This is a genomic window from Saccharomonospora amisosensis (genome assembly GCF_011761185.1).
GTDB lineage: Bacteria > Actinomycetota > Actinomycetes > Mycobacteriales > Pseudonocardiaceae > Saccharomonospora_A > Saccharomonospora_A amisosensis.
In genome coordinates this window covers 3,614,512-3,637,107 of sequence record NZ_JAAOYM010000001.1, presented here as the reverse complement: position 1 = coordinate 3,637,107, position 22,596 = coordinate 3,614,512, and the positions used below count along the sequence as shown (strand labels likewise).

Below are 22,596 nucleotides of genomic sequence, written 5' to 3'. Positions count from 1 at the left end.
CAGAACCTGCCGGGTGCGGGTGTCCCGCAAAAGACAGAGGAGGACGAGTGAGCCACGCTGCAACCCCGAAGCTCGGGAGCACGCCTTCCCAGACCGTCGGCCCCTACCTCGCGATCGGTCTGCCCTGGGAGGACGGCCCCACGGTTGTCGCAAAGGGCACGCCGGGCGCGGTGTGGATTCGCGGGGTCATCACCGACGGTGCCGGTGCCCCGATTCCGGACGCGTTGATCGAGACATGGCAGGCGGACCCGCACGGCCGCTTCGACCACCCCGACGACCCGAGGGGTGCCCAGCCGGGCTTTCGGGGGTTCGGGCGCTGCCCCACCACCGACGACGGCGAGTACGGCATTCTCACGCAGCTGCCTGGCGCGTTGCCGGGGCAGGCTCCGCACATCGACGTCTCGGTGTTCGCGCGTGGTCTGCTGCACCGCGTTGTCACCCGCATCTACTTCCCGGACAACGCCGAGGCCAACGCATCCGACCCGGTGTTGGCCTCGGTGCCGGAGGAACGCAGGCACACCCTGCTCGCACAAAAGACCACTGACGGTTACCGTTTCGACGTGCGGCTTCAAGGTGAGGGCGAGACAGTGTTCTTCGATGTCTGAGCTGTTCGACCCGGTGCTCGCGGCGGGCCCGGTTTCCGGGCAGGTGGACGACGCGGCATGGTTGCACGGCATGCTCGATTTCGAGGCCGCGTTGGCGGGCGCTCAGGCTGACGTGGGGCTGCTGGACCCGGCCCACGCGCGGCGCATCGGTGAGGTGTGCCAGGACGCTTCCTTCGACATCGCGGAACTGGGCAACGCCGCGACCGGCATCGGGAACCCAGCCGGGCCGTTGGTGCGCGCGCTCACTGAGCGGGTCGGCGGTGCGGCCGCGCGGCACGTTCACGCCGGTGCCACCAGCCAGGACGTGCTCGACACCTCGGCGATGCTGGTGTCGGCCCGTGCGCTGGAGTCGCTGCTCGGCGAGCTTGACGCCGCCGCGGCCGCCGCCGCGCGGCTGGCGGCGGAGCACGCCGAGACCGTCCAGGTGGGACGGACGCTCTCGCAGCACGCGCTGCCGGTGACGTTCGGCTTCACGGCGGCGGGGTGGCTTTCCGCGCTTGACGCCTCGGGCGGGCGGTTGCGGGCGGTGCGGTTGCCCGCACAACTCGGCGGTGCGGTTGGCACGCTGGCGTCGTTGGGCACCGCCGGGCCGGAAGTGCTCGCAGCGCTGGCCCGCAGGCTCGGCCTTTCGGAGCCGGTGCTGCCGTGGCACACGGACCGGACGCCGGTCGCCGAGTTGGCCTGCGCGCTCGGCGAGGTGGCGGGCGCGGTGTCGGCGGTTGCCCGCTCCGTGGTGCTGCTCGCGCAGACCGACGTCGGGGAGGTGCACGAGCAGGGTCCCGAGGGCAGCGGTGGCTCGTCCACCATGCCGCACAAACGCAATCCGGTGGCCGCGGTGTCGGCGTTGGCGTGCGCCAAGCAGGCGCCGGGGCTGGTGGCCGACCTGCTCGCCACGATGGAGCAGGAGCACCAGCGCGCGGCGGGTGCGTGGCACGCGGAGTGGCAGCCGCTGACGCAGCTTTGGCGGGTGTGCGGTTCGGCGGTGTACTGGCTGCGAACCAGCCTGGAGCGGTTGCGGGTGGACGCGGACCGGATGCGGGAAAACCTCGACCGCGGTGGCGGTGTCCTGCTGGCCGAGCGCGTCACCACCGAGCTGGCCCCGAGTGTGGGCAGGCTGGCGGCACACGATGCCGTCACCGGGTGCTGCCGCCGGGCGTTGGACGGCGAGGGAACGGTCGCCGAACTGCTGGCGGCGGACCCGCTGGTGGCGGCACAGCTGTCGCGGGCGCGCATCGACGAGTTGCTGGACCCGTCCGGGTACCTGGGCAGTGCGGTGGTCTTCGTGGAGCGGTCGCTGGCCGCGCACCGCGCCCGAAAGGAGGAGGTGTGAGGGTCAACCACGTTGTCGAGGGCCCGCAGGACGGCGAGGTCGTCGTGCTGTCCGGCTCGATCGGCAGCAACCTGAGCATGTGGGAGCCGCAGGTTCCCGCGCTGACACACGCCGGTTACCGCGTCGTGCGCTACGACCAGCGGGGACACGGCAGAACCCCGGCGCCGGACCGGCCGTGTTCGCTCGCCGATCTCGGCGGCGACGTGGTGGAGCTGCTGGACGGGCTCGGTGTCGAGCGAGCAGCGTTCGTCGGTCTTTCGTTGGGCGGGATGACTGGCATGTGGCTGGCGGTCAACCACCCCGACCGTATCGGCAGGCTCGTGCTGTGCTGCACGTCCGCCCGGTTGGGAACGCCGCAGATGTGGGCCGAGCGTGCTGAGCAGGCACGCGCCCATGGCATGTCGGCCATCGCGGACGGCAGCATCCAGCGCTGGTTCACCGCGCGGTGGCTGGCGGACAATCCGCGGCTCGCTCGCGAGTATCACCACATGACCGCTGCGACATCCGCCGAGGGTTACGCGGCGTGCTGCGCTGCCATCGGGTCCATGGACCTGCTTGACGACCTGCCCAAGATCACCGCACCGACCCTGGTGATCGCGGGTGCCGACGACCCGGCCACGCCGCCGGAGGAGCACGGCAGGCCGATCGCCGAGGCGATCCCCGGCGCCCGGTTCGAGGTGGTGGCGCACGCGGCCCACCTCGGCAACGTCGAGCAGCCGCAGCGGTTCACCTCGCTCATCCTCGACCACCTGAAGGGGAACCGGTGAGCGAGTCCGACGAGTTGTTCGAGGCGGGCATGACCGTCCGCCGCGAGGTGCTGGGCGATGCCCACGTCGACAAAGCCGTCGCGGGCACCACCGAGTTCACCAAGCCGTTCCAGGACTACATCACCCGCGCGGCGTGGGGCTCGGTGTGGACCCGCGACGGCCTTGACCGCAAGACCCGCAGCTGCCTCACGCTGGCCGTGCTCACGGCGCTGCGCAGCCACGGGGAGATCGCCATGCACGTGCGAGCGGCCATCGGAAACGGCCTCACCCCTGCCGAGATCTCGGAGGTGCTGCTGCACACGGCCGTCTACGCGGGCGTGCCCGCGGCCAACGAGGCCTTCGCCATCGCGCAGCGCACGCTTTCGGAGATGGGTGAGAGCTGACCGCACCCGGTGCGGATAGGTTGGCGGGTATGGACGAAGGCAGCGTGCGGCACAGTGGCCGTGGCACGCACCACGTGCAGTCGCTGGAGCGCGGGCTCGCCGTGATCAAGGCGTTCAACGCGGGCGCGCCGGAGCTGACGCTGAGCGACGTCGCCAAGGCCACCGGTCTGACGCGCGCCGCCGCGCGCCGCTTCCTGCTGACGCTTGCCGATCTGGGCTACGTCCGCACTGACGGCAAGTACTTCTCGCTGACCGCTCGGGTGCTGGAACTGGGCTACGCGTTCCTGTCGAGCCTTTCGTTGCCCGAGGTGGCGCAGCCGCACTTGGAGCGGCTCTCGGCGCAGGTGCAAGAGTCGAGTTCGGTTTCGGTGCTGGAGGACACCGACATCGTCTACGTGGCCAGGGTCGCGGTGTCGCGGATCATGGCGCTGAGCATCAACGTGGGCACCCGCTTCCCCGCGCACGCGACATCGATGGGGCACGTGCTGCTTGCCGGGCTCGACGAGCAGGAACTGGAGCGCTATCTGCGGGCGGCCCGGTTCGAGCAACTCACGCCACGCACCATCACCTCGCCGTCGGCGCTGCGACGGGAACTGGACGCGGTACGCGAGCAGGGCTGGGCACTGGTCGACCAGGAACTGGAGGAGGGGCTGCGCTCTGTGGCCGCCCCGATCCGCGACCGCGAAGGCAAGGTGGTGGCCGCGATCAACCTCTCCACGCACGCCAGTCGCACCTCGGCCGAGTCGGTGCTGGCGCGGTTGCTGCCTCCGCTGCTGACCGCGGCCAAGCACATCGAGGCAGACCTCGCCGTCGCCCCTTCGACCAGGGTGTCGTGAACTTGGTGTCCACATCGACGGCGGGGCTGCTGCTGGCGGCGGGCGAGGGCAGGCGGTTCGGCAGGCCCAAGGCACTGGTGCGGTTCGGCGGTGAACCGCTGGTTTCCCGTGCCGCCCGCATCCTGGCCGATGGCGGTTGTGACCCGGTCGTGGTGGTGCTCGGTGCCCGCGCGGAGCAGGCGCGGCCCCTCGTTCCTGACGGCGCGCTGGTGGTCGAGGCGGTGGGATGGGAGGAGGGCATGGGCGCCTCGCTGCGAGCCGGGCTCGACGCATTGGCCGGGCTCGCGCCCGCACCGGACGCGGCACTGATCCATCTGGTTGACCTGCCCGGAGTGGGCGCTGATGTGATCGCACGACTGGGTGCGTGCGCCGCGCCCGATGTCGTCGCACGCGCCGCCTACGGCGGCGTGCCGGGGCATCCGGTGCTGTTGGGCCGTCGCTGGTGGTCGGCGGTCGCCGCGACCGCGGAAGGCGACCGGGGCGCGCGCCGCTGGCTGGCCGGGCGCGACGACGTCCGCCTCGTCGAGTGCGGCGACATCGGTGCGGGCACGGATGTCGACACCCCGGCCGACCTTCCCGATCCGCCGCGGCCCCGTCCGAATCACGGTCGCCGGTCGTAGACGGAGGTGAAGAGGTCGCCCTCGTCGTCGCCCGCGCAACCATGCTCGTGACCGGGTGGGTCAGCTGACTGGCTTCGCTCCGGCAGGTCGCCCCGGTGCAGGAGACCCTCGGCGAGAATGCGGTTGATGCCGTTGCGAGCCCTGGTGCGCAGGGCGATGAACTCCGGAAGGCTGCCCGCGTCGCCGGAGACGATCGCCTGCCAGCTCGTGCGTCCTTCGCGCACCGCCCTGGCGAGCCGCACCAGTTCGACGGGCGCGTCCCGGCGCAACGCGGCCTCGCGCAACGCCTCGGCGGGCTCTGGCGGCTCCGGGCGATCCCGCTTCGCCGCGTGTTCCGCGGCAGTGTCGCGGAAGCGAATCCGCCTGGTACGCAGTTCGTCCATCTCGTCGGTCACCCGCCGCACGGCGTCTCGCACGTGCGCGGGCACGTCGTCGCTGTCACGCACCGGCACGCTCCGGGTCGTCGCCGACGGAGAAGGCGTCGTCCGGTGCCTCGCTCCAGTTGTCGGTCTGGGCCAACTCCACCAGGTCCGTCAGGTCCGCCACTGTCTCGTCCAGCTGGTCGGCCTGCTCCTTGGAAAGGTGCCCCGACAGCTGCGACAGGTTCCGGACCGCGTCCTCGTCCAGTGCTGAGACCCCCTCCACACTCCGCACACTCTCCAGGAACTCGGTGGCCCGTTCGACCACCAAATTGATGGCATTGATCAGGTTCTGGGCGTACTCGTAGAGGTGCTTGGCGGCGGTCAGCAGCTCTTTCGCTCGGTGCAGCGCGTCCTCGGTGGCCTCGGCGACCTGGCACTGGCCGTATGCGTCGAGTTCGATGGCGATGTCCTTGGTCGGGAGCTTGAGGGCTCTGGCGATTTCCAGCATCGTGTTCTCGACCTCGGCGGCGATGAGCTTGTAGAGGTCGCCCACCGTGCGATTGAGCGGGCCCTCCATGCCGAGTGCCTCCGTGAGTGCGCCGACGTAGCTGCCGCAGGCCTGGGCGGCGCCGCCGTCCCAGTACTCGTCCAGCGTGGACCAGCCGTCCTTGATCGAGGAGGCCACGACGTCGGTGGCGTCGCCGATATTGATCAGCGCATCGCCCTCGGCGTCCAATGCCTTCCAGTTGCCGAGCAGTTCGGTGATGACGTCCTGGTAGACCGACCAGCCGAGCTGTTCCGAGAGGAACCAGTCGACCCCTGCGACAAGCCACGACAGCTCCTCGAAGGCAAGCGAGTAGTCCTGCTCCGGGATCTCGATCTCGGGAAGGTCAGGGCCGCTTGCCGGATACGACTCGGCGTTCGAATCGCGGTCGACCTGTAGTTGCCCGCTCAGCTGTTGGGTGTGCTCCTCTTCCTTGTCGAGATAGGCCCAGGCTGCCCGTTGCAGCTCGGTCGCGGTCTTCTCGATGGTCCACGACCGGGTCGTCAGCCGGTCGACGAGCGAGTTGGCGTACGCGGCGACCGGGGTCGCTAACGACTGCATGAGCCCGGTGTAGGCGGCCGAGTGCGGAAACGCGTACAACTCCGCGTACCACCGGATGTCATCGATGTTGCCGTGCTCTTCGTCGAGCAGGATGCCGTAGCCCGACACCCAGTGCGGATCGACGGAAAACCCTTCAGGCATCTGTCCGTGCCCCCTTCCGCTAGCCGGCCATGGCGCGGGTAATGGTCCGGACCAATTCGACGTCCTCGGGCCGGGGAGTGCTGACGGTCCCCGCCGCGGAGCCGTAGTCGGCGATGAGGAGTAGCACGCGATCGGCCAGGTTGACCGTCGCCTCCAGTGGACCTTGCGCTTCGTCGTTGTCCTGTATCCGCACGAGCGCGCCCTCTCCGAGGTCGGCAACTGTGACGAGTTCGGCGGGGGCGCGCATGCTCCGCACCCGGGCAGGGTCGGTGATCACCACGATCCCGAGGTTCGCGTCGTCGCCCGCGAACTGGCAGTTCACCGCGCCCGCGCTGCCGAGCACGGTCCTTGCAGCCGTCAACTCGTCGCCGAGGACCCGCGACGCCTGTGCGAGATCGACGCCCGCACACGGTCCCTCGGGAGTGCCGTCGGCGATCGCGAGGTCGTTGGGCAGCTTCTTCAGCACCGACAGCATGGTCGCACCCAGCACCTGCGCGAGCTGCTGCGTCTCCAGCTTCGGCATGCCACCTGGCGAGTCGTTGTAGGTGTATTTGACGTGCACGCCTGTCGTGCCCTGGATCGCCCTGAGCTCCCGGAAGTGCACCGAGCCCGCTTCGTAGGCCACCACCTCCGAGTAGTCGCCGAAGTTGGTCTGCGACTCGGCCTGCCGTTCCCGAAACGGTGCGAAGAATCGCTGCCTGTCCGTACCGGCCACCGTGTTGATCGTCATCCCGACAATGCCGGGCACGTCCTCGGTGAAGTAGGAGCAGCCCGCCAGCCGCCCGCCGTCGGCCTCGGGCAGCATCTCCCGCGACGTGACATAGAGCGTGTCGACGCCCATCACGGCGGCGAGGTCGGTGATGTCGACGAGGCCGCACTCGTCGAAGTCACCCTCGACCGGCACGGTGGTCGGTTCCAGTGGCTTGAGACTCGGTGTGATGCCCGCGGTTCCGCCGAGTCCTGCCCCGGGCCGCGGCGGGTCGTCGCCCCCACAGCCTGCGGAGGCGAACAGCCCGGCGATGCCCAATACGGCGACCAGGCGAAGGGACGACCTCATGACAAACCCCCTCGTTGTGTTGTTCAGCTGCCGGCTGCCTGGAGAAATCTCGGGCGGTCCGTAGTGGCGCTCGGACGTTGCCGTGGCTGTCGCGGGTGCTGCTGGGGCATCTGGTGATTCACCTCACCCACGCTTCATCGCAGGCAGCCGCCACGGCCGTGATGCTCGATCTCATGTCCTCCGCCCTGCCCCCAGGGAAAGAAAGGGGTACCTGCCACCCCTCGGCCGACAGGTACCTGCGCGGCGGGGCCAGTCAATGCCCCCTGCGCCCTCACCGCGGTCGACAGCCAGGCTAAGGAGTCCGGACGCGATGTTGTGTCGGGTGAACGCCCTACATCGAGGTCACGGTTCGGTTGAGCTCGGCGAGCGTGATGATGCCGTCGTCGAGCGCTCTGCTGACGAGGTCGCTCTTGGTGCTTGCCGAGCGGCCCGCGTTGGCGTACTTGACCCGAACCCGCGCGATGTGGGTATCCACGGTCTTGACGGTGATGTTGAGCTTGGCGGCGACGAGTTCCTTGGACGAGGAGGCGAACCAGGCTCGCAACACCTCGGTCTCGCGCGGCGAAAGACGCGGTCTGTGGGGAGTGTCGTCGGACATGAGGGCTCCGGACAGCGACGGTGCCGTGTAGGGCATGCCGTTCGCCGCGGCCCGCACGGCGGGCACAAGGTGTTCCGGACCCTCCCGCTTGGTCAGGTATGCGAGTGCGCCGAGATCGACGCATTTGACAGCGGTCGCGCCGTCGGCGTGTTGCGAGTAGACGACCACGCGACGGCCGTGATCCACCAGCCTGCGCAGTTCGCCGAAGTCGGGCCTGCCCGGAACGAGTTCCAGGTCGAATATCACCACGTCCGCGGTCGCGCCAGGGCCCGTCCAGACCCACGCCAGCTTTCCCTCGGCGTCGACAAGCTCGATCGGCGGTGTCGCGCGTGCACACCAGGCCGACACGCCCGCTGCGATCGCGGCGTGGTCATCGACGATCACCGCGGTGATCGGTCTGTCGGTCAGCGCACCTGCCGCCATGTGGCCTCCATCCAGGTCGTGCCGCTGTCGCGGAACGTGTCGATCCGTACGTCCGCCGTGGCCGGTGTGGGCGGGTTGACCTCCGCGCAGTCCGCCACGACGTTGACCGATACCAGCGTCGGCTCACCGATGACGGTGACGCGTGCCCACGAGACCGCCGTGGCGAGCGCGGTCAGTGCCGCCTCGGTGAGATCCCGCCGGACCGCCACGGCCAACTCGGGGCAGTGGCCGCGCGCGTCGAACTCCACCTCCACTCCCAAGCGGTCGGCGATGTCGGCGCAGTGCCGCAGCTCGTGCAGCAGGGGATCGGCGACGGTGTCGATCTCCGCGAACAGTCTGCGCATGCGGGCGGCCTCGATCGCGCAGTGCCGCTGGACGTCACCGTCCTCGGGCGAAAGCGACCCCTCGGCCAGCCCCTGAAGCAGTGGCACGGTGGTGCCGGACAATGCCGCGAGGCGCTCCCCGCGACGTCGGTGGGATTCCACGGCGATGGCCTCCGCTGTCCGAACCCGCTCGAGCTGCCGCGTGGCCCGCGCCGCCGCCGTGCCTATCCCGCGCAGCGCGATGGCCATCACGGCGACACACAGCGGGTAGCCGACCACGTTCACGGACCCGGTGGCGAACCGCAGCAGTGCCGCCCCGCTCGGCTCGTCGAGCAGGAGCAGGTGGCCCAGCGCGGTCAGTTCGTGCGCGGCGAGGAACGCGAGCAGGCTACGAAAGGGACGGTCGAGCAACACGACCAGCCCTGCCCAGTTGGCGGCACCGAAGATCCAATCCACTGTGGTCGACGTGCGGCCCTCGGGCAGGGCCAGGTAGGACAGCGCGGACGCGGCCAGGACGAGGCCGACGGCGGGCAGCCGCAGCCGTCCCCACGGGCGCCCGAGGCTCAGCAGCACCGCCTCGCAGGCAAGGACGACCAGCAGTGAGGCGAAGGCCGCCAGCTGCGCGGCCGGGAACTCGTAGCGGTCCAGATGCCGCAACAGGTTGGCAAGGCCGGGTCCGCACACGATCGCCGAGGACACGGCCAGCGTCGCGATCCGCAGGCCGCGCTGCAAGGTGGCGCGCGTTTCGGCGGCGCTGCTGTGCTCAGTCATGGTCGGCGGGCCATTTCAGCCGGACGAGAGTGCCCCTGCCGGGCGCGGAGGTGATCGTCGCCGAGCCGCCCGCGAGGCGCATGCGGTCCTGGATCGACTGCCGCAGCCCGCGACGGGTCGGCGGCACGCCGGCGGGTGCGAAGCCGATGCCTTCGTCAGCGATGTCGAGTCGTAGCGCGGCCGCGTCCCCGCTGAGCCGCAAGGCCACGCGGTCGGTGCCCGCGTGTCGGCGGGCGTTTCGCAGCGCCTCTCCTGCCGCGTCCGCGATCGCCCTTGCCAGGTCGTGGGGCAACGGCAGGCTGTCCGGGCCGCTGATGTCGGCGGTGAGCTGCACGGCCTCCACGTTCGCGCGCAGCAGCTCCATCAGGTCGGCCCGTTCTGGTGCCTGCGTGGCGTCGGAACGCAGCCGGTCGAGGTCGCGGCGTGCCTGCGCCGCCAGCCAGCCTGAGTCGGTGCTGACCTGCCCCATACCGACCATGAGCAGGGTCGTAGCGGCGGTGTCGTGCAGCGCGTTGGCCAACTCTCGCTCCTCGGCGCGTACGGCCTCCGAGACAACCGCCTCGCGGCGGGTCCGCTCCGCCTCGGCCGCGATCCGGTCGGCCCTTCGGGCGGCGCGTTCGACGAGCACCCAGGCCATGCGGGAGAGGGCGGCGCCGACCAGCGCCCAGGCCAGCGCGCGCACCGCCGCGGCATTGGCCCCAGCCACCGCGAGGATGGCGAGTTGCCCGCCATCGACGGCGACCGCCATGGCGGCACCGGCGGCCCATGACGTGTGCCACTGGCAGGTGACGCACGCGAACGTGACGAGCAGCCGCAACCAGCCGGCATTGGTGTCCTCCAGAGCGCCCGTGAAGAACACACTCGAACTCGCGGCGAGCAGCACGGTGGTGTCGAGGGCGACCGGCAGTGGCCCGGTCCGCCCGCTCGCTGCCAGCAGCCACCAGCCGTACCCGCACGTCCACGCGGCGGCCACGGCCACGACCGCCGCCGTGGGGACGAACCGTTCCGGGGAGACCCGCAGGAGCGCGATCGTGGCGATCGGCACCAGGGTCGCGATGCGCAGCGCGGCAGCGTAGCGGCGGCCGAACCGCCACAGCAGCCGCGCCGAATCCCCAGCTTCTCGTGTCACCTCGCCTGCCCGCCCACCTCACCGGCAACGTGGCCGGTGACGTTACCGAAACCGCGGTGACGGGTCGGCCGGTTTCGGACAACTATGGAGAGATGGCGCAACTGGGGAGCCGGCAGGCGGGGACGGACCGCCCTCCGGCCGGTCGTTGCCCCACACTTCAGCCCGTAGGCTGGCAGGCGTGACAGCTGAGAGCATGAACCAGGTGAGCTCCCCGGAGAAGCTGGCGCAGTTGTTGGAGGGCAGCGGCTACCTCGCCGATCCCGGCGTGGCGACGGCCGCGTTTCTCGCCCTGCGGATGCGCAGGCCGCTGTTCTGCGAGGGTGAGCCAGGAACAGGTAAGACCTCGCTCGCGGTGGCGTTGGCCGAAGCGCTCGGGATGCCGTTGATCCGGTTGCAGTGCCACGAGGGTATCGACGCCGCGCAGGCGCTGTACGAATGGGACTTTCCGAGGCAGTTGCTGCATCTGCGGGCGTTGGAGGCCGCGGAGGGCGGGCGACTCGATGTCGACACGGCGGAACAGTCGCTGTACACCGAGCGGTTCCTGCTGGCGAGGCCACTGCTGCGGGCACTAAAAGCCGCGCCGTGTGTGCTGCTCATCGACGAGATCGACCGCGCGGACGACGAGTTCGAGGCGTTCCTGCTGCAACTGCTCGACGAGAACGTGGTGACCATCCCCGAGTACGGGGAGGTACGCGCCGAGGTGCCGCCGCTGGTGATCCTCACGTCCAACCGCACCCGCGAGGTGCACGACGCGCTCAAGCGCCGCTGCCTGTACCACTGGCTGGAACACCCGGGGCTCGAGCGCGAGGTGGCGATCCTGCGCAGCCGTATCCCCGGTATCGGAGAGCGGCTGGCGAAGCAGGTCACCGAGGCGGTGCAGCGGTTGCGGGCGATGGAGTTGCTCAAGCCACCGGGCGTAGCCGAGGCGATCGACTGGGCGCAGGCGCTCGCCGCACTCGGCCGCGACGAACTGGACGCCGAATCAGCCGCGATCACTCTCGGTGCCGTACTCAAGTACAGCGAGGATCTGGACCGCGTGCGGGCTCAGCTGGACGCGCTGCTTGCCTGAGGGCTCATGGCGAGGTTCATGGCGCTGGACCGTGCGGCGTACCCCGACATCGGGGGCACAATGGGAGTATGACCACCTCCGCCGATCCGCTGCCTGGCCTCGTCGGGTTCACGGCGGCGCTGCGAGAGGCGGGGCTGCCGTGCGACGCCCACCGGGTGCAGGCCTACCTCGCTGCCGTGGAGCGGCTCGACGTCGCCGACCCCGGCCAGTTGTACTGGGCGGGCAGGCTGTCGCTGTGCGCCGACCCCGACGACCTTCCCCGCTACGACCAGGCGTTCGCCAGCTGGTTCAGCACCGAACCGCCGGTTCGGCAACACCGCAGGTCGCAGCCGCCGAAGCAGCCCAGGATCGCGGCGCTGGCCACCGAGCAGGGTGGCGGTTCGAGCGACAAGAAGTCCGGTGAGCAGCTCAGCGTCGCCGCCAGCGACACCGAGGTGCTGCGCGAGCGTGACCTCGGCGAGCTGACCACCGCCGAGCGCAAGCACCTGCGCGAACTGCTGGAAACCCTGCGCCCGGTGCCGCCAAGACGGTCATCCCTGCGGTACCGCCCCGCCAAGCGAGGCAGGTTGGACCCCAGCCGCACGTTGCGCGCGATGCTCGCCCGGGGTGGCGAGCCGGGCAAACTGGCCTACTCGCGGCACGGACCCCGGCCCCGGCGCGTGGTGTTGCTCATCGACGTGTCGGGCTCGATGAAGCCCTACGCCGACTCGCTGTTGCGGTTCGCCCACGTCGTGGTGCGCGGCTCGCCCGCGAACGTGGAGGTGTTCACGCTCGGCACCCGGCTGACGCGGGTGACAAGGCAGTTGCGCCAGCGCGACCCAGAGCGGGCCATGCTCAGCGCGGGCGAGGCCGTGCCCGACTTCGCGGGCGGCACCCGGCTCGGGGACACCCTGCGGGCCTTCCTGGACCGGTGGGGTCAGCGGGGGCTGGCGCGGCGCGCGGCCGTCGTGCTGTTCTCCGACGGCTGGGAACGCGGCGACACGACACTGCTCGGTGAGCAGACCGCGAGGCTGAAACGGCTGGCGCACGCGGTGTTCTGGGTGAACCCGCACGCGGGCAAGGACGGTTACGCTCCCGTCCAGTCCGGTATCGCCGCCGCGCTCCCGCACGTGGACCGGTTGCTGGCTGGGCACAGCCTGGCCACTTTGGAACGACTGCTCGGGGAGATCCGTGATGCATGACGTGCTGGAGGAGCTGTACCGCCGCTGGTCGGCGGGCGAAACGGTGGGCATGGGCACCGTGGTGGCGACGTTCTCGTCGGCGCCGCGTGCGGCGGGAGCATCGATGCTGGTCGGCGAGGACGACTCCGTGGTGGGCAGCGTCTCAGGAGGCTGTGTCGAGGGCGCGGTCTACGAGTTGGCCAAGCAGGTGGTGGCCGAGCGCAGCCCGGTGCTGCAGCGCTACGGGGTCAGTGACGACGACGCGTTCGCCGTCGGCCTCACCTGCGGCGGAATCATCGATATCTTCGTGGAGCGCATCGACCGCGAATCCATGCCGGAGCTGCCCGAGCTGATGGAGTCGGTGCGGCAGGGCAGGCCGGTCGCTGTGGTGACCACCGTCGAGCACACCGACGCCGCGCTGCTGGGCAGGCGGATGCTGGTGTGGCCGGATCGCGTGGTGGGCAGCCTTGGCTCCGACCGCATCGACTCGGCCGTCGTGGACGACGCGCGCGGCATGCTGGCGGGTGGCCGCACCGGCACCCTGCACTACGGTCCCGACGGCCAGCGCCGTGGCGAGGGCATGGCGGTGTTCGTGAACTCCTTCGAGCCCGCGCCGAGGATGCTGGTGTTCGGTGCGATCGACTTCGCGGCCGCGATGGCGCAGCTGGGCAGCTACCTCGGCTACGAGGTCACGGTGTGCGACGCGCGGCCGGTGTTCGCGACCAAGAGCCGGTTCCCCGGTGCGCACGAGGTGGTTGTCGACTGGCCGCACCGGTACCTCAAGAAGGAGATCGAGGCGGGCCGCATCGACAGTCGCACGGTGATCACCGTGCTCACCCACGACCCGAAGTTCGACGTGCCGGTGCTCGAACTGGCGCTGCGGCTCGACGTCGGGTACGTGGGAGCCATGGGCTCGCGCCGCACGCACGACGACCGGATGCGCAGGTTGCGTGAGGCCGGAATGACCGACGCCGAACTGAAGCGGCTGGCCTCGCCGATCGGGCTGGATCTGGGTGCGCGCACGCCGGAGGAGACGGCCGTGTCGATCGCGGCCGAGATCATCGCGTTGCGATGGGGTGGCGGCGGCAGGCGCCTCGCCGACCTGGACGGGCGCATCCACAGCGAACAGGAACGCTGAAGCCGGGGTCGTGGGGTGGCGTGGCGGCCCCACGACCCCGGGTGCTCAACCCCCGAAGTTGTCGTACACCTGCGTGAGCCGGATGTGGTTGCCGGAGACGTCGCGGAATCCGGAATCGATGCCGTACGGGCGCTCCTCGGGCGGTTCGACGAACTCCACACCGCGGGCGGAGAGTTCCTCGTAAGCCTTCCTGCAATCGTCGGTGGTCAAAAAGATCGTGGCCCCGACACCCTTCGACATCAGTTCGCGCACGGCATCGGCGGTTTCCTTGTCCATCATGGGTGGCTCTGGGATAGGCATCAGCACGATCGAGATGTCCGGCTGCCCCACCGGCCCCACGGTGAGCCAGCGGAAGTTGCCCAGCTCGGGCACGGTGACGTCGGAGCGCACCTCCATACCGAGCTTGCGGGTGTAGAACTGGAGCGCCTCGTCCTGGTCGTGCACCCACACCTGCATGCTGCCGATCTTGAGCATCATTCTCCTCGCATTCGCCTGCCGGTTCGCTTCGCGCTGACGCTACGACGCCGCCGCGCCGCGGTCTTCTCGAAACGTCCGGAGTCGCGGGCGCCCGTAGGCGCGCACCAGACAGCCGGGAACGCGCGCGAGGTCGGCGGCGGGCGGGAACGCCTTGCGGTAGGCGGTGGGCGACATCCCGTAGGTGCGGGTGAAGCTGGCGGTGAACGAGCCGACGCTGCTTAGGCCGACGTCGTGGCAGATCTCGGCGACCGAGCGGTCGGTGGTGCGCAACATGGCGGCGGCACGTTCGAGGCGCCGGGTGAGCAGGTAGGCGTGTGGCGACTCACCGAACGCCTTGCGGAACTCGTGGCTGAAGTGTGCCCGGGAAAGTCCTGCCGCGCGCGCGAGGTCGGCAACGGTCAGCGGCTCGAAGTACCACGCGTCGGCGAGGTCCTTGGCGCGTAGCACGTGCCGCGCGATGGGGTGGTTCGCCATGCTGGCGAGTATCGCCGAGGGGACCGACAAGCACCTTCGAGCACCGGCAGGCACGGACAAGACCAACGGGCGAAAGGCAACCACCGACACGCCTTCGACATGCGGGTTTTGCCGCTGGGCTGAAAACCTCGGTATCGATCGAGGGAAGCGGCATCGCCTCTCCAGACGGGGGGTTGTCCCGGGGGCCGGGAAGTAGCAGGGTTTGTTGTGAAGCCGATCACCGCTTCGCGGTGGTCGGCCACGGCCGTTCCCCGGCCCGCCTCGCGGGCCGAGCCACCACAGGAGGCCCAATGCGCATCACCGTCACAGTCGACGGAACCAGCTACACCGACGACGTCGAGCCCCGGACTCTGCTGGTGCACTACCTGCGGCAGCAGTTGGGCAAGGTCGGCACCGTGGTCGGGTGCGACACCAGTAACTGCGGGGCGTGCACCGTGCACCTGGACGGGCACAGCGTGAAGTCGTGCTCGGTACTGGCCGTACAGGCCGATGGCAGCGAGGTCACCACCATCGAGGGCCTCGCCCGCGACGGCGAGTTGCACCCGGTACAGCGGGCGTTCCACGACAACCACGCGCTGCAGTGCGGGTACTGCACGCCAGGGATGATCATGCAGTCGATCGACCTGCTCGCCGACCACCCGGACCCGGACGAACAAACGGTGCGTGAAGGGTTGGAGGGCAATCTCTGCCGGTGCACCGGCTACCAGAACATCGTGCGCGCGGTACAGGACGCGGCACGGCACATGCGTCCGGGGGCGGGGCCCGCGGCCGAGCGCGTCGGCGAGCCGACCGGCACCGCGTCGGGCATCGGCGGGGGTGGTGAGTGATGACCTCGACCATCGAGCCGGAGGTCGGAAGGGCCAGGCTGCGCAAGGAAGACGCTCGGCTGATCACCGGCCGGACCCGCTGGACGGACAACATCACGCTGCCGGGGATGGTGCATCTTGCCGTGCTGCGCAGCACCATGGCGCACGCCAAGATCGTCAGTATCGACACCTCCGCCGCCAAGGAGATGCCTGGCGTCATCGCGGTCTACACCGGCGACGACCTCGACCCTGCAGGCGCGATCGGGATGCCGTGTGCCTGGCCCGTCACCCCGGACATGAAGTCACCCCGCAGGCCGGTGCTGGCGCAGGGCCAGGTCAACTTCGCGGGCGAGGGCGTGGCCGTTGTCGTCGCGCGCACCCCAGGCGAGGCGGAGGACGCACTCGAGGCCATCGACGTGGAGTACGACGAGCTTCCCGTGGTGCTCGGTCTGGAGAACGCGCTCGCCGAGGGCGCTGCGCTTGTGCACGAGGAGTTGGGCACCAACCGCAACGCGCTGTGGAAGTTCGACTCCGCCGAAGCGGGCTCGGGCGAGGACGTGGAACAGGCGATCAGCGAAGGCGAGGTGGTCCTCAAGCGCAGGTTCCGCCAGCAGCGCCTCGTCCCCGCGTTCATGGAACCACGCTCGTGCGTGGTGGACCCGACGGCGGCGCAACTGACGATGTGGTCCGCCACCCAGATCCCGCACATCCTGAAGACGATGTCCGCGCTGACGCTCGGCATTCCCGAGCACAAGATCAGGGTGATCGCTCCTGACGTCGGTGGTGGGTTCGGCGGCAAGATCGCCGTGCTGCCAGAGGAGATCATGTCGCTGCTGGTGGCGCAGAAACTCGGCAGGCCGGTGAAGTGGACCGAGTCCAGGTCGGAGACCATGATGGCGGCCCACCACGGCCGCGACCAGATCCAGGATCTGACCATCGCGGCCAAGCGGGACGGCACGATCACCGGTCTGAAGGTCGAGCTGATGGCCGACATGGGGGCCTACCTCGGGCTTGTCGGACCCGGCGTGCCGATCCTCGGTGCCTTCATGTTCAACGCGATCTACAAGATCCCGGCCTACCATTTCGCCTGCACGAACGTGTTCACCAACACGGCGCTCACCGACGCCTACCGCGGCGCGGGCAGGCCGGAGGCCACCTTCGCGATCGAGCGGATGATGGACGAACTCGCCGCCGAGCTGGACATGGACCCGATGCGGCTGCGGGAGAAGAACTGGATCAAGCACGACGAGTTCCCGTACACGACGGTCTCGACGTTGACCTACGACTCGGGCAACTACGAGGCCGCCACCGAGAAGGCGATGCAACTCTTCGACTACGAAGGGCTTCGCCGCGAGCAGCGCGAGCGCAGGGAGCGCAACGACCCGGTGCAACTCGGCATCGGTATCTCCACCTTCACCGAGATGTGCGGGCTCGCGCCGTCGCGGGTGCTCGGCTCTCTCGACTACGGTGCGGGCGGCTGGGAACACGCCGCGATCCGGATGCTCGCCACCGGCAAGGTCGAGGTCGTCACCGGGTCCTCGGCGCACGGGCAGGGTCACGAGACGGCGTGGAGCCAGATCGTGGCCGATCAGCTCGGCGTGCCGTTCGAGGACGTCGAGGTGCTGCACGGCGACACCCAGTCCTCACCCAAGGGGCTGGACACCTACGGTTCCCGCTCGCTGGCTGTCGGCGGGATCGCTGTGGTGAAGGCCGCCGACAAGGTGATCGCCAAGGCGAGGCGGATCGCCGCCCACATGATGGAGTGCTCCGAGGACGACCTCGAGTTCTCCGGTGGCAAGTTCACCGTGAAGGGCACGGACCGCTCCACCGGCATCCAGGACGTCGCCTTCGCCGCCTTCATGGCACACGACCTGCCCGACGGTGTGGAGCCGTCACTGGACTCCGAGGCAGTGTACGACCCGGAGAACTTCTCCTTCCCGCACGGCACGCACCTGTGCGCGGCCGAGGTGGACACCGAGACCGGGCGTGTCACCCTGCGGTCGTACGTGTGCGTGGACGACGTCGGCACCGTGGTCAACCCGCTCATCGTGGAAGGCCAGATCCACGGCGGCCTCGCGCAGGGCATCGCGCAGGCGCTGTTCGAGGAAGCCGTCTACGACGAGGGTGGCACGCTGACCTCCGGCACCTTCGCCGACTACCTGCTGCCGTCCGCGGCCGACCTGCCGTCGTTCACCACCGACCGCACCGAGACCCCGTCCACCACCAACCCGCTCGGTGTCAAGGGCGTCGGCGAGGCCGGCACCATCGCGTCCACACCAGCCGTGGTCAACGCGGTGGTCGACGCGGTGCGGCACTTCGGCGTCAACGACATCGAGATGCCGCTCACGCCGATGCGGGTGTGGAAGGCCATCCGAACCGGCGAGAAGGCAGCGGGCGGCCCGGGTGCGGAAGCAGGCGGCGGCCTCGGTTCCATCGACTCTGGAGGTGCGCAGTGATCCCCGCTCCGTTCGACTACGTCGCTCCGTCCAGCGTGGACGAAGCGGTGCGTGCCCTCGCCGAAGCGGGGGAGGACGCCAAGGTGTTGGCGGGCGGGCAGAGCCTGCTCCCCGTGCTCCGCATGCGCCTGGCCGCGCCGACCACGCTGATCGACCTCAACCGCGTTCCCGAGTTGCGCGGGGTCCGCGAGGATGGCGACTCGCTGGTGATCGGGTCGATGACCACGCACTACGACGTGCAGCGCGACCCGCTGATCGCCGAGCACGCCGCGTTGCTGGCCAGGGCCACCGACACGGTGGCCGACCCGCAGGTGCGGCACCGGGGCACGTTCGGTGGTTCCATCGCACACGCCGACCCGGCCGGTGACCTTCCCGCGCCCGCGCTCGCGATGGATGCCGAGATGGTGGTTGCCGGCATGGACGGCAGGCGGACGATCCCCGCCACGGAGTTCTTCCAGGACTTCTTCACCACCGCGATGCGGCCGGAGGAACTCCTGGTGGAGATCAGGGTGCCGAAGCACACCGGCTGGCATGCGCACTACGAGAAGTTCAACCGGGTGGCGCAGGCCTGGTCCATGGTGGCCGTCGCTGCCACCGTACGCACCGAAGGTGGCACCATCGCGGAGGCGAAGATCGGGCTGACGAACATGTCCTCGGTGCCGGTGCGGGCCAGCGCGGTCGAGCAGGCCCTTGTCGGGCAGCCCGCCACGGAGGAGACGATCCGGGCGGCGGCACAGCACGCGGCCGAGGGCACGAACCCGACGGTCGACGGCAACGCCGACGTGGAGTATCGACAGCAGCTCGCGAGGGTACTCACCGGAAGAGCGATCAGTTCGGCGATGGCGGGGTGACACGTGCCCCCAAGGTCACCATGGTCGCGTCCGACCCAACTAGAGTGGCCTTTGGGGGTGTCTCTCGCCTCCGAGTACGTGAGGACGTAGAAAGGAGGTCGGCCCGTGCGGCTCGACCACGAGTTCACCGTTCCGGCGCCCATCGACGAGGTGTGGAAGGCGGTGCTCGACCCGGAACGCGTGGCGCCATGCATGCCCGGAGCCACCCTCAGCTCCGTCGAGGGTGACAACTTCAAGGGCACGGTGAAGGTCAAGCTCGGGCCGGTCTCCTTGCTGTACAAGGGTTCGGGCGAGTTCGTCGAGAAGGACGAGCAGGCCAGGAAGCTCCTGATCAAGGCCTCGGGCAAGGACGCGCGCGGTGCGGGCACCGCGGCGGCGACGGTGACGGTGACGCTGACCGCCGAGGGCAACTCCACCAAGGGAAGCGTCGCCACCGACCTGAATGTCACCGGCAGGCCCGCCCAGTTCGGCCGGGGCATGATCTCCGAGGTGGGTGGCAAGATCCTCGATACCTTCGCCGCGAACCTCGCCGACACGCTCGGCGCCACGGGTAAGGAGGAGGCGCCCGCCGAGCCCGAGCCGGCAGCGGGCGCGCCCACCACGGCGCCCACCACGGAGCCGGGCAAACCCAAGCTGGAGTCCGTCAAGCCCACGGGGGAGCCCCAGCAGGCGGAGGCCATCGACCTGTTCGACTACGCGGGCGCCTCGGTAGCCAAGCGGCTGGCCCCGGTGGTCGCGGGTCTGGCCGCGCTGTTCGCCATCATCGCGATCATTCGCGCCATTCGCCGCCGCTGACGGCTGCCACGGGAAGTGGCACGGCCCCGGCCGCGTTGCACCTGGCATGCGGGCTGACCACGAGATCGACGTCGCCGTCATCGGTGCGGGGCAGGCCGGGTTGTCCGCCGCCTACTTCCTGCGCCGGGCCGGAGTGTCCGGCGAATCGGGTTTCGTCGTGCTCGACCACGGCAAGCGTCCCGGCGGTGCCTGGCAGTACCGCTGGCGCTCGCTGCGGATGGGCAAGGTGCACGGCATCCACGACCTGCCCGGCATGGCGCTGGGAGCCGTCGACCCGGAACTGCCGGTGTCGGAGGTGCTGCCTGCCTACTTCGATCGCTACGAGCACGCCTTCGACCTGCCGTTACGTCGACCCGTCGACGTCCGGTCTGTCCGCCTGACCGAAGACGGTCGCTTCCTGGTGGAAAGCGCCACCGATTCGTGGCTGGCGCGTGGCGTCCTCAACGCGACCGGAACGTGGGATAAGCCGTTTCGGCCGTACTACCCGGGCGTGGAGTCGTTCCGTGGTCCTCAGCCGCACACCGCCGACTACACCGGTGCGCGGGAGTTCGCGGGCCGCCGGGTCGTGGTGGTCGGCGGGGGCACCTCGGCCGTGCAGCTGCTGCTGGAGATCGCCGAGGTGGCGGCCGAGACGACGTGGGTGACGCGCAGGCCGCCGGTGTTTCGCGAGCAGGAGTTCACGCCTGAGTTCGGCCGCGCCGTGGTGGCGGAGGTGGACCGGCGGGTGCGCGAGGGCAAACCCCCGGGCAGCGTGGTCAGTGTGACCGGCCTGCAACTCACCCCCGAGGTGGAGGCAGCGCTGCGGGCGGGAGTTCTCGACCGCAGGCCGATGTTCCAGCGCGTCACCCCGGACGGGGTGCGATGGGCCGACGGCACCGAACAGCGTGTCGACGTCATTGTGTGGGCCACCGGTTTCCGTTCCGCCCTCGACCACCTCGCCCCGCTGCGGCTGCGCGAACCCGGTGGCGGTATCCGGATGGACGGCACCAGGGTGGCCACGCTGCCGCGACTGCATCTGCTTGGCTACGGCCCCTCGGCCAGCACGATCGGAGCCAACCGGGCCGGGCGCGCGGCCGTGCGGGACCTGCTGGCGGAGCTGGGTCAGCCGCTCGACCCGGTCACTCGCGGGCCAGCCCGCTCGGCCAGCGCGGCCTGACGCAACGACTAGGCTGAACCGCAAGTGACCATCATGACCGGCAGTGCTCGGCGAGCCCATCGCTTTCCTCGGTTCGAATTCCTGGTCGCTGCCATGGCTTTCCGATCGATCTCGGAACCGTTCGGGATTCTTCAGACCGTAGTTCTCGCCGCCAACGCATCACTGACTCGGAACCGACCGCCGTCGCCCCCTTACTGAGGGACCGTGTCCAGCGCCAATATGGAGTAGGCGTTCACCGAGTGTTGCCCCAGGTGCGGCAACTTCCGGAAAGGGCGGTTCGCTCGTGAGACACCTTCTGTCAACCTCAGGCGGCGGTAGCTGTTTGGAGGGTTTTGGATCGGTTGCGTATGTGTACGGCTTCGTCGTAGCGGATGCCTTTGGTGAGGCAGTGCCAGAGGATTTCCAGCCAGCGGTTGGCGAGGGCGCGCAGGGCGCTGTGGTGTGCTTTTCCGGCGGTGATTTTCCGGTCGTAGAACTCGCGCGCCCAGGTCGAGGTTGTGAGGGTGCAGAAGGCCCATTGGTGCACGGCGGTGCCGAGATATCGGTTATGGGCCAGGCGGCGGGCGATGACGAGCTCGCTGCGGCCGGATCGTCGGGTTACGGGTGCGGTTCCGGCGTAGCATTGCAGCCCGTTCGGGGTGTCGAATTGCTCGATGTGATCCCCGATCTCTCCGGCGATCCGGGCGGCGAGGATGTCCCCAAGTCCGGGGAAACTCAGGTAGATGTCACCGCCCGGTATCGCTTTTCCCGGATCGGGATTTCTGGGTTGTTTGGCGCGGCCGTACCGGGTGTCGCCGAGGAGCAGTTCTGCCATGCGGCGTTCCCACGATTTCCGAGCCTCACGCAACGCGAGAAGCTGGGTCGCGGTCAACGAGATTGTGGTGGCTTTCGCGCGGATCAGGTAATCGCGAACCGGGAGTTGCTCGACGGTGAGGGCGTCGGCAACACGGGCGGCGAACCGGTCCGGCCAGCCGTGTCGGGAAGACCGCGCGAAGGACTCGATCGCGTCGGTACCGGCGCCGGCGAGTTGGGCGTGTGTGGGCCAGGTGGCCAGCAGTTTCAGCATGACAGGGCTGCCCAGATCGTCACCGGCGATGGTCAGCGCGGCCGGGAAAGTGGCCAGCAGATCGGCGCGAAGACGGTTGAGCAGCCGCCGCTGGTCCCGGGCCGCTCGTTCGTCATCGCGGGCGATCGAACGCAATTCGCCAGCCAGATTGCCGTGCGGGATCAACTTCCGCAATTCCAGAAACTGATCCAACGCCAGCAAACAACAGATCCGGGCGTCTTCGGCGTCGTCTTTCTTCTTCGCCGGGCCACGACGGCGGGCGACCAGGTCAGGGTTGACCGGCAACACGGTAAACCCCGCGTCGGTCAATGCCTCGACCAATACACCGTGCCGGGTTTCCAACACAACACGCACATCAGCCGGGTCGGTTTCCAACTCCAAGCACCGAGCGATCAACCGGCCCACACCGGCCGCGGTGTGGTCGATACGAAACTGTTCGACGATCCCATTATCAGGTCTGCCGAGCGCGACATCGTGAAACGACTCCGCCCAGTCGATACCAACTCCCAACAAGTGCGTCGATTCCTTTCCCGTCTATGGACACGACAACCGGAGCGGGAGGCATTGCATCGTGCTGATAAACCAGTCCTCACCGGGACGACACCTTCCGAGATGACAAGCCTCCGGCTGAAACCTCCAGGGACGCCGTCTCACGACAGTCCTCGCAGGACAAGCGAACAAAGCGTTCCCCGGAGGTC

23 protein-coding genes are annotated in these 22,596 nt (G+C 69.4%); 14 read left to right on the top strand and 9 right to left on the bottom strand.

Going from position 1 to position 22,596, the window contains the following annotated elements; translation table 11 throughout:
* Window positions 1-47: 47 nt before the first annotated feature.
* The 6 genes from pcaG to FHU38_RS17585 are packed head-to-tail and all read left to right on the top strand — an operon-like array spanning window position 48 to window position 4,541.
* Entirely contained in the window at window positions 48-605 is a 558-nt protein-coding gene (pcaG, locus tag FHU38_RS17610; protein ID WP_167172837.1) for a protocatechuate 3,4-dioxygenase subunit alpha, read from the top strand.
* A complete protein-coding gene (locus tag FHU38_RS17605; protein ID WP_167172836.1) occupies window positions 598-1,935 on the top strand; it encodes a class-II fumarase/aspartase family protein in 1,338 nt (445 codons plus the stop codon). The genes pcaG and FHU38_RS17605 overlap by 8 nt, the downstream gene beginning before the upstream one ends.
* Window positions 1,932-2,702 carry a 3-oxoadipate enol-lactonase gene (gene pcaD / locus FHU38_RS17600; RefSeq protein WP_167172835.1) on the top strand — a complete coding sequence of 257 codons (771 nt, stop codon included), beginning with the start codon at window positions 1,932-1,934 and terminating at the stop codon, window positions 2,700-2,702. The genes FHU38_RS17605 and pcaD overlap by 4 nt, the downstream gene beginning before the upstream one ends.
* On the top strand, window positions 2,699-3,085 hold the full coding sequence (pcaC, locus tag FHU38_RS17595; RefSeq protein ID WP_313886815.1) for a 4-carboxymuconolactone decarboxylase: 387 nt from the start codon (window positions 2,699-2,701) through the stop codon (window positions 3,083-3,085). The genes pcaD and pcaC overlap by 4 nt, the downstream gene beginning before the upstream one ends.
* Before the next feature lie 29 nt (window positions 3,086-3,114).
* Entirely contained in the window at window positions 3,115-3,921 is an 807-nt protein-coding gene (locus FHU38_RS17590; RefSeq protein ID WP_167172833.1) for an IclR family transcriptional regulator domain-containing protein, read from the top strand.
* Window positions 3,918-4,541 carry a nucleotidyltransferase family protein gene (locus FHU38_RS17585; RefSeq protein WP_167172830.1) on the top strand — a complete coding sequence of 208 codons (624 nt, stop codon included), beginning with the start codon at window positions 3,918-3,920 and terminating at the stop codon, window positions 4,539-4,541. Before FHU38_RS17590 ends, FHU38_RS17585 begins: the two co-directional genes overlap by 4 nt.
* On the opposite strand, the gene FHU38_RS17580 is transcribed toward FHU38_RS17585, so the two are convergent.
* The 6 genes from FHU38_RS17580 to FHU38_RS17555 all read right to left on the bottom strand — a co-directional run bounded on the left by FHU38_RS17580 (window position 4,523) and on the right by FHU38_RS17555 (window position 10,450).
* Window positions 4,523-4,987, bottom strand: a complete 465-nt coding sequence (locus tag FHU38_RS17580; protein ID WP_167172828.1) for a hypothetical protein — start codon at window positions 4,985-4,987, stop codon at window positions 4,523-4,525. The genes FHU38_RS17585 and FHU38_RS17580 overlap by 19 nt on opposite strands.
* Window positions 4,980-6,149 carry a hypothetical protein gene (locus FHU38_RS17575; protein ID WP_167172826.1) on the bottom strand — a complete coding sequence of 390 codons (1,170 nt, stop codon included), beginning with the start codon at window positions 6,147-6,149 and terminating at the stop codon, window positions 4,980-4,982. Before FHU38_RS17575 ends, FHU38_RS17580 begins: the two co-directional genes overlap by 8 nt.
* Window positions 6,150-6,168: 19 nt before the next feature.
* Window positions 6,169-7,206: a hypothetical protein gene (locus FHU38_RS17570; protein ID WP_167172824.1), complete on the bottom strand. Its 1,038-nt coding sequence runs from the start codon at window positions 7,204-7,206 to the stop codon at window positions 6,169-6,171.
* A 331-nt stretch (window positions 7,207-7,537) separates the two neighbouring features.
* Complete coding sequence (locus tag FHU38_RS17565; RefSeq protein ID WP_167172822.1) at window positions 7,538-8,227, bottom strand: response regulator; 690 nt, start codon at window positions 8,225-8,227, stop codon at window positions 7,538-7,540.
* Window positions 8,209-9,321, bottom strand: coding sequence for a hypothetical protein (locus FHU38_RS17560; protein ID WP_167172820.1), 1,113 nt, complete (start codon window positions 9,319-9,321; stop codon window positions 8,209-8,211). Before FHU38_RS17560 ends, FHU38_RS17565 begins: the two co-directional genes overlap by 19 nt.
* Window positions 9,314-10,450 (bottom strand): sensor histidine kinase, encoded by a 1,137-nt coding sequence (locus tag FHU38_RS17555; protein ID WP_167172818.1) that lies wholly within the window; start codon window positions 10,448-10,450, stop codon window positions 9,314-9,316. Before FHU38_RS17555 ends, FHU38_RS17560 begins: the two co-directional genes overlap by 8 nt.
* Before the next feature lie 193 nt (window positions 10,451-10,643).
* On the opposite strand from FHU38_RS17555, the gene FHU38_RS17550 reads away from it, so the two are divergent.
* The 3 genes from FHU38_RS17550 (at window position 10,644) to FHU38_RS17540 (ending at window position 13,817) form a co-directional block, all read left to right on the top strand.
* Window positions 10,644-11,519, top strand: a complete 876-nt coding sequence (locus FHU38_RS17550) for an AAA family ATPase (protein WP_167176220.1) — start codon at window positions 10,644-10,646, stop codon at window positions 11,517-11,519.
* A gap of 68 nt (window positions 11,520-11,587) precedes the next feature.
* Window positions 11,588-12,700 (top strand): vWA domain-containing protein, encoded by a 1,113-nt coding sequence (locus FHU38_RS17545; protein ID WP_167172816.1) that lies wholly within the window; start codon window positions 11,588-11,590, stop codon window positions 12,698-12,700.
* Window positions 12,693-13,817 (top strand): XdhC family protein, encoded by a 1,125-nt coding sequence (locus FHU38_RS17540; RefSeq protein ID WP_167172814.1) that lies wholly within the window; start codon window positions 12,693-12,695, stop codon window positions 13,815-13,817. Before FHU38_RS17545 ends, FHU38_RS17540 begins: the two co-directional genes overlap by 8 nt.
* A gap of 45 nt (window positions 13,818-13,862) precedes the next feature.
* Here FHU38_RS17540 and FHU38_RS17535 read toward each other — a convergent pair whose 3' ends face one another.
* Together FHU38_RS17535 and FHU38_RS17530 are read right to left on the bottom strand one after the other, a co-directional pair.
* Complete coding sequence (locus FHU38_RS17535; protein WP_390623301.1) at window positions 13,863-14,294, bottom strand: VOC family protein; 432 nt, start codon at window positions 14,292-14,294, stop codon at window positions 13,863-13,865.
* A 39-nt stretch (window positions 14,295-14,333) separates the two neighbouring features.
* Entirely contained in the window at window positions 14,334-14,768 is a 435-nt protein-coding gene (locus tag FHU38_RS17530) for a helix-turn-helix transcriptional regulator (RefSeq protein WP_167172812.1), read from the bottom strand.
* 290 nt (window positions 14,769-15,058) lie between these two features.
* Here FHU38_RS17530 and FHU38_RS17525 point away from each other — a divergent pair, with 290 nt between their 5' ends.
* From FHU38_RS17525 to FHU38_RS17505, 5 genes are all read left to right on the top strand, one after another.
* Entirely contained in the window at window positions 15,059-15,595 is a 537-nt protein-coding gene (locus FHU38_RS17525; protein ID WP_167172810.1) for a (2Fe-2S)-binding protein, read from the top strand.
* Complete coding sequence (locus FHU38_RS17520; protein ID WP_167172808.1) at window positions 15,595-18,030, top strand: xanthine dehydrogenase family protein molybdopterin-binding subunit; 2,436 nt, start codon at window positions 15,595-15,597, stop codon at window positions 18,028-18,030. The genes FHU38_RS17525 and FHU38_RS17520 overlap by 1 nt, the downstream gene beginning before the upstream one ends.
* A complete protein-coding gene (locus FHU38_RS17515; RefSeq protein ID WP_167172806.1) occupies window positions 18,027-18,881 on the top strand; it encodes an FAD binding domain-containing protein in 855 nt (284 codons plus the stop codon). Before FHU38_RS17520 ends, FHU38_RS17515 begins: the two co-directional genes overlap by 4 nt.
* A 105-nt stretch (window positions 18,882-18,986) precedes the next feature.
* Window positions 18,987-19,676 (top strand): SRPBCC family protein, encoded by a 690-nt coding sequence (locus tag FHU38_RS17510; RefSeq protein WP_167172804.1) that lies wholly within the window; start codon window positions 18,987-18,989, stop codon window positions 19,674-19,676.
* Window positions 19,677-19,722: 46 nt separating this feature from the next.
* Window positions 19,723-20,832 (top strand): NAD(P)-binding domain-containing protein, encoded by a 1,110-nt coding sequence (locus tag FHU38_RS17505; protein ID WP_167172802.1) that lies wholly within the window; start codon window positions 19,723-19,725, stop codon window positions 20,830-20,832.
* A gap of 304 nt (window positions 20,833-21,136) precedes the next feature.
* Here the strand turns inward: FHU38_RS17505 and FHU38_RS17500 are convergent, their stop codons facing one another.
* Window positions 21,137-22,408 carry an IS110 family transposase gene (locus FHU38_RS17500; protein ID WP_243852283.1) on the bottom strand — a complete coding sequence of 424 codons (1,272 nt, stop codon included), beginning with the start codon at window positions 22,406-22,408 and terminating at the stop codon, window positions 21,137-21,139.
* Window positions 22,409-22,596 lie beyond the last annotated feature (188 nt).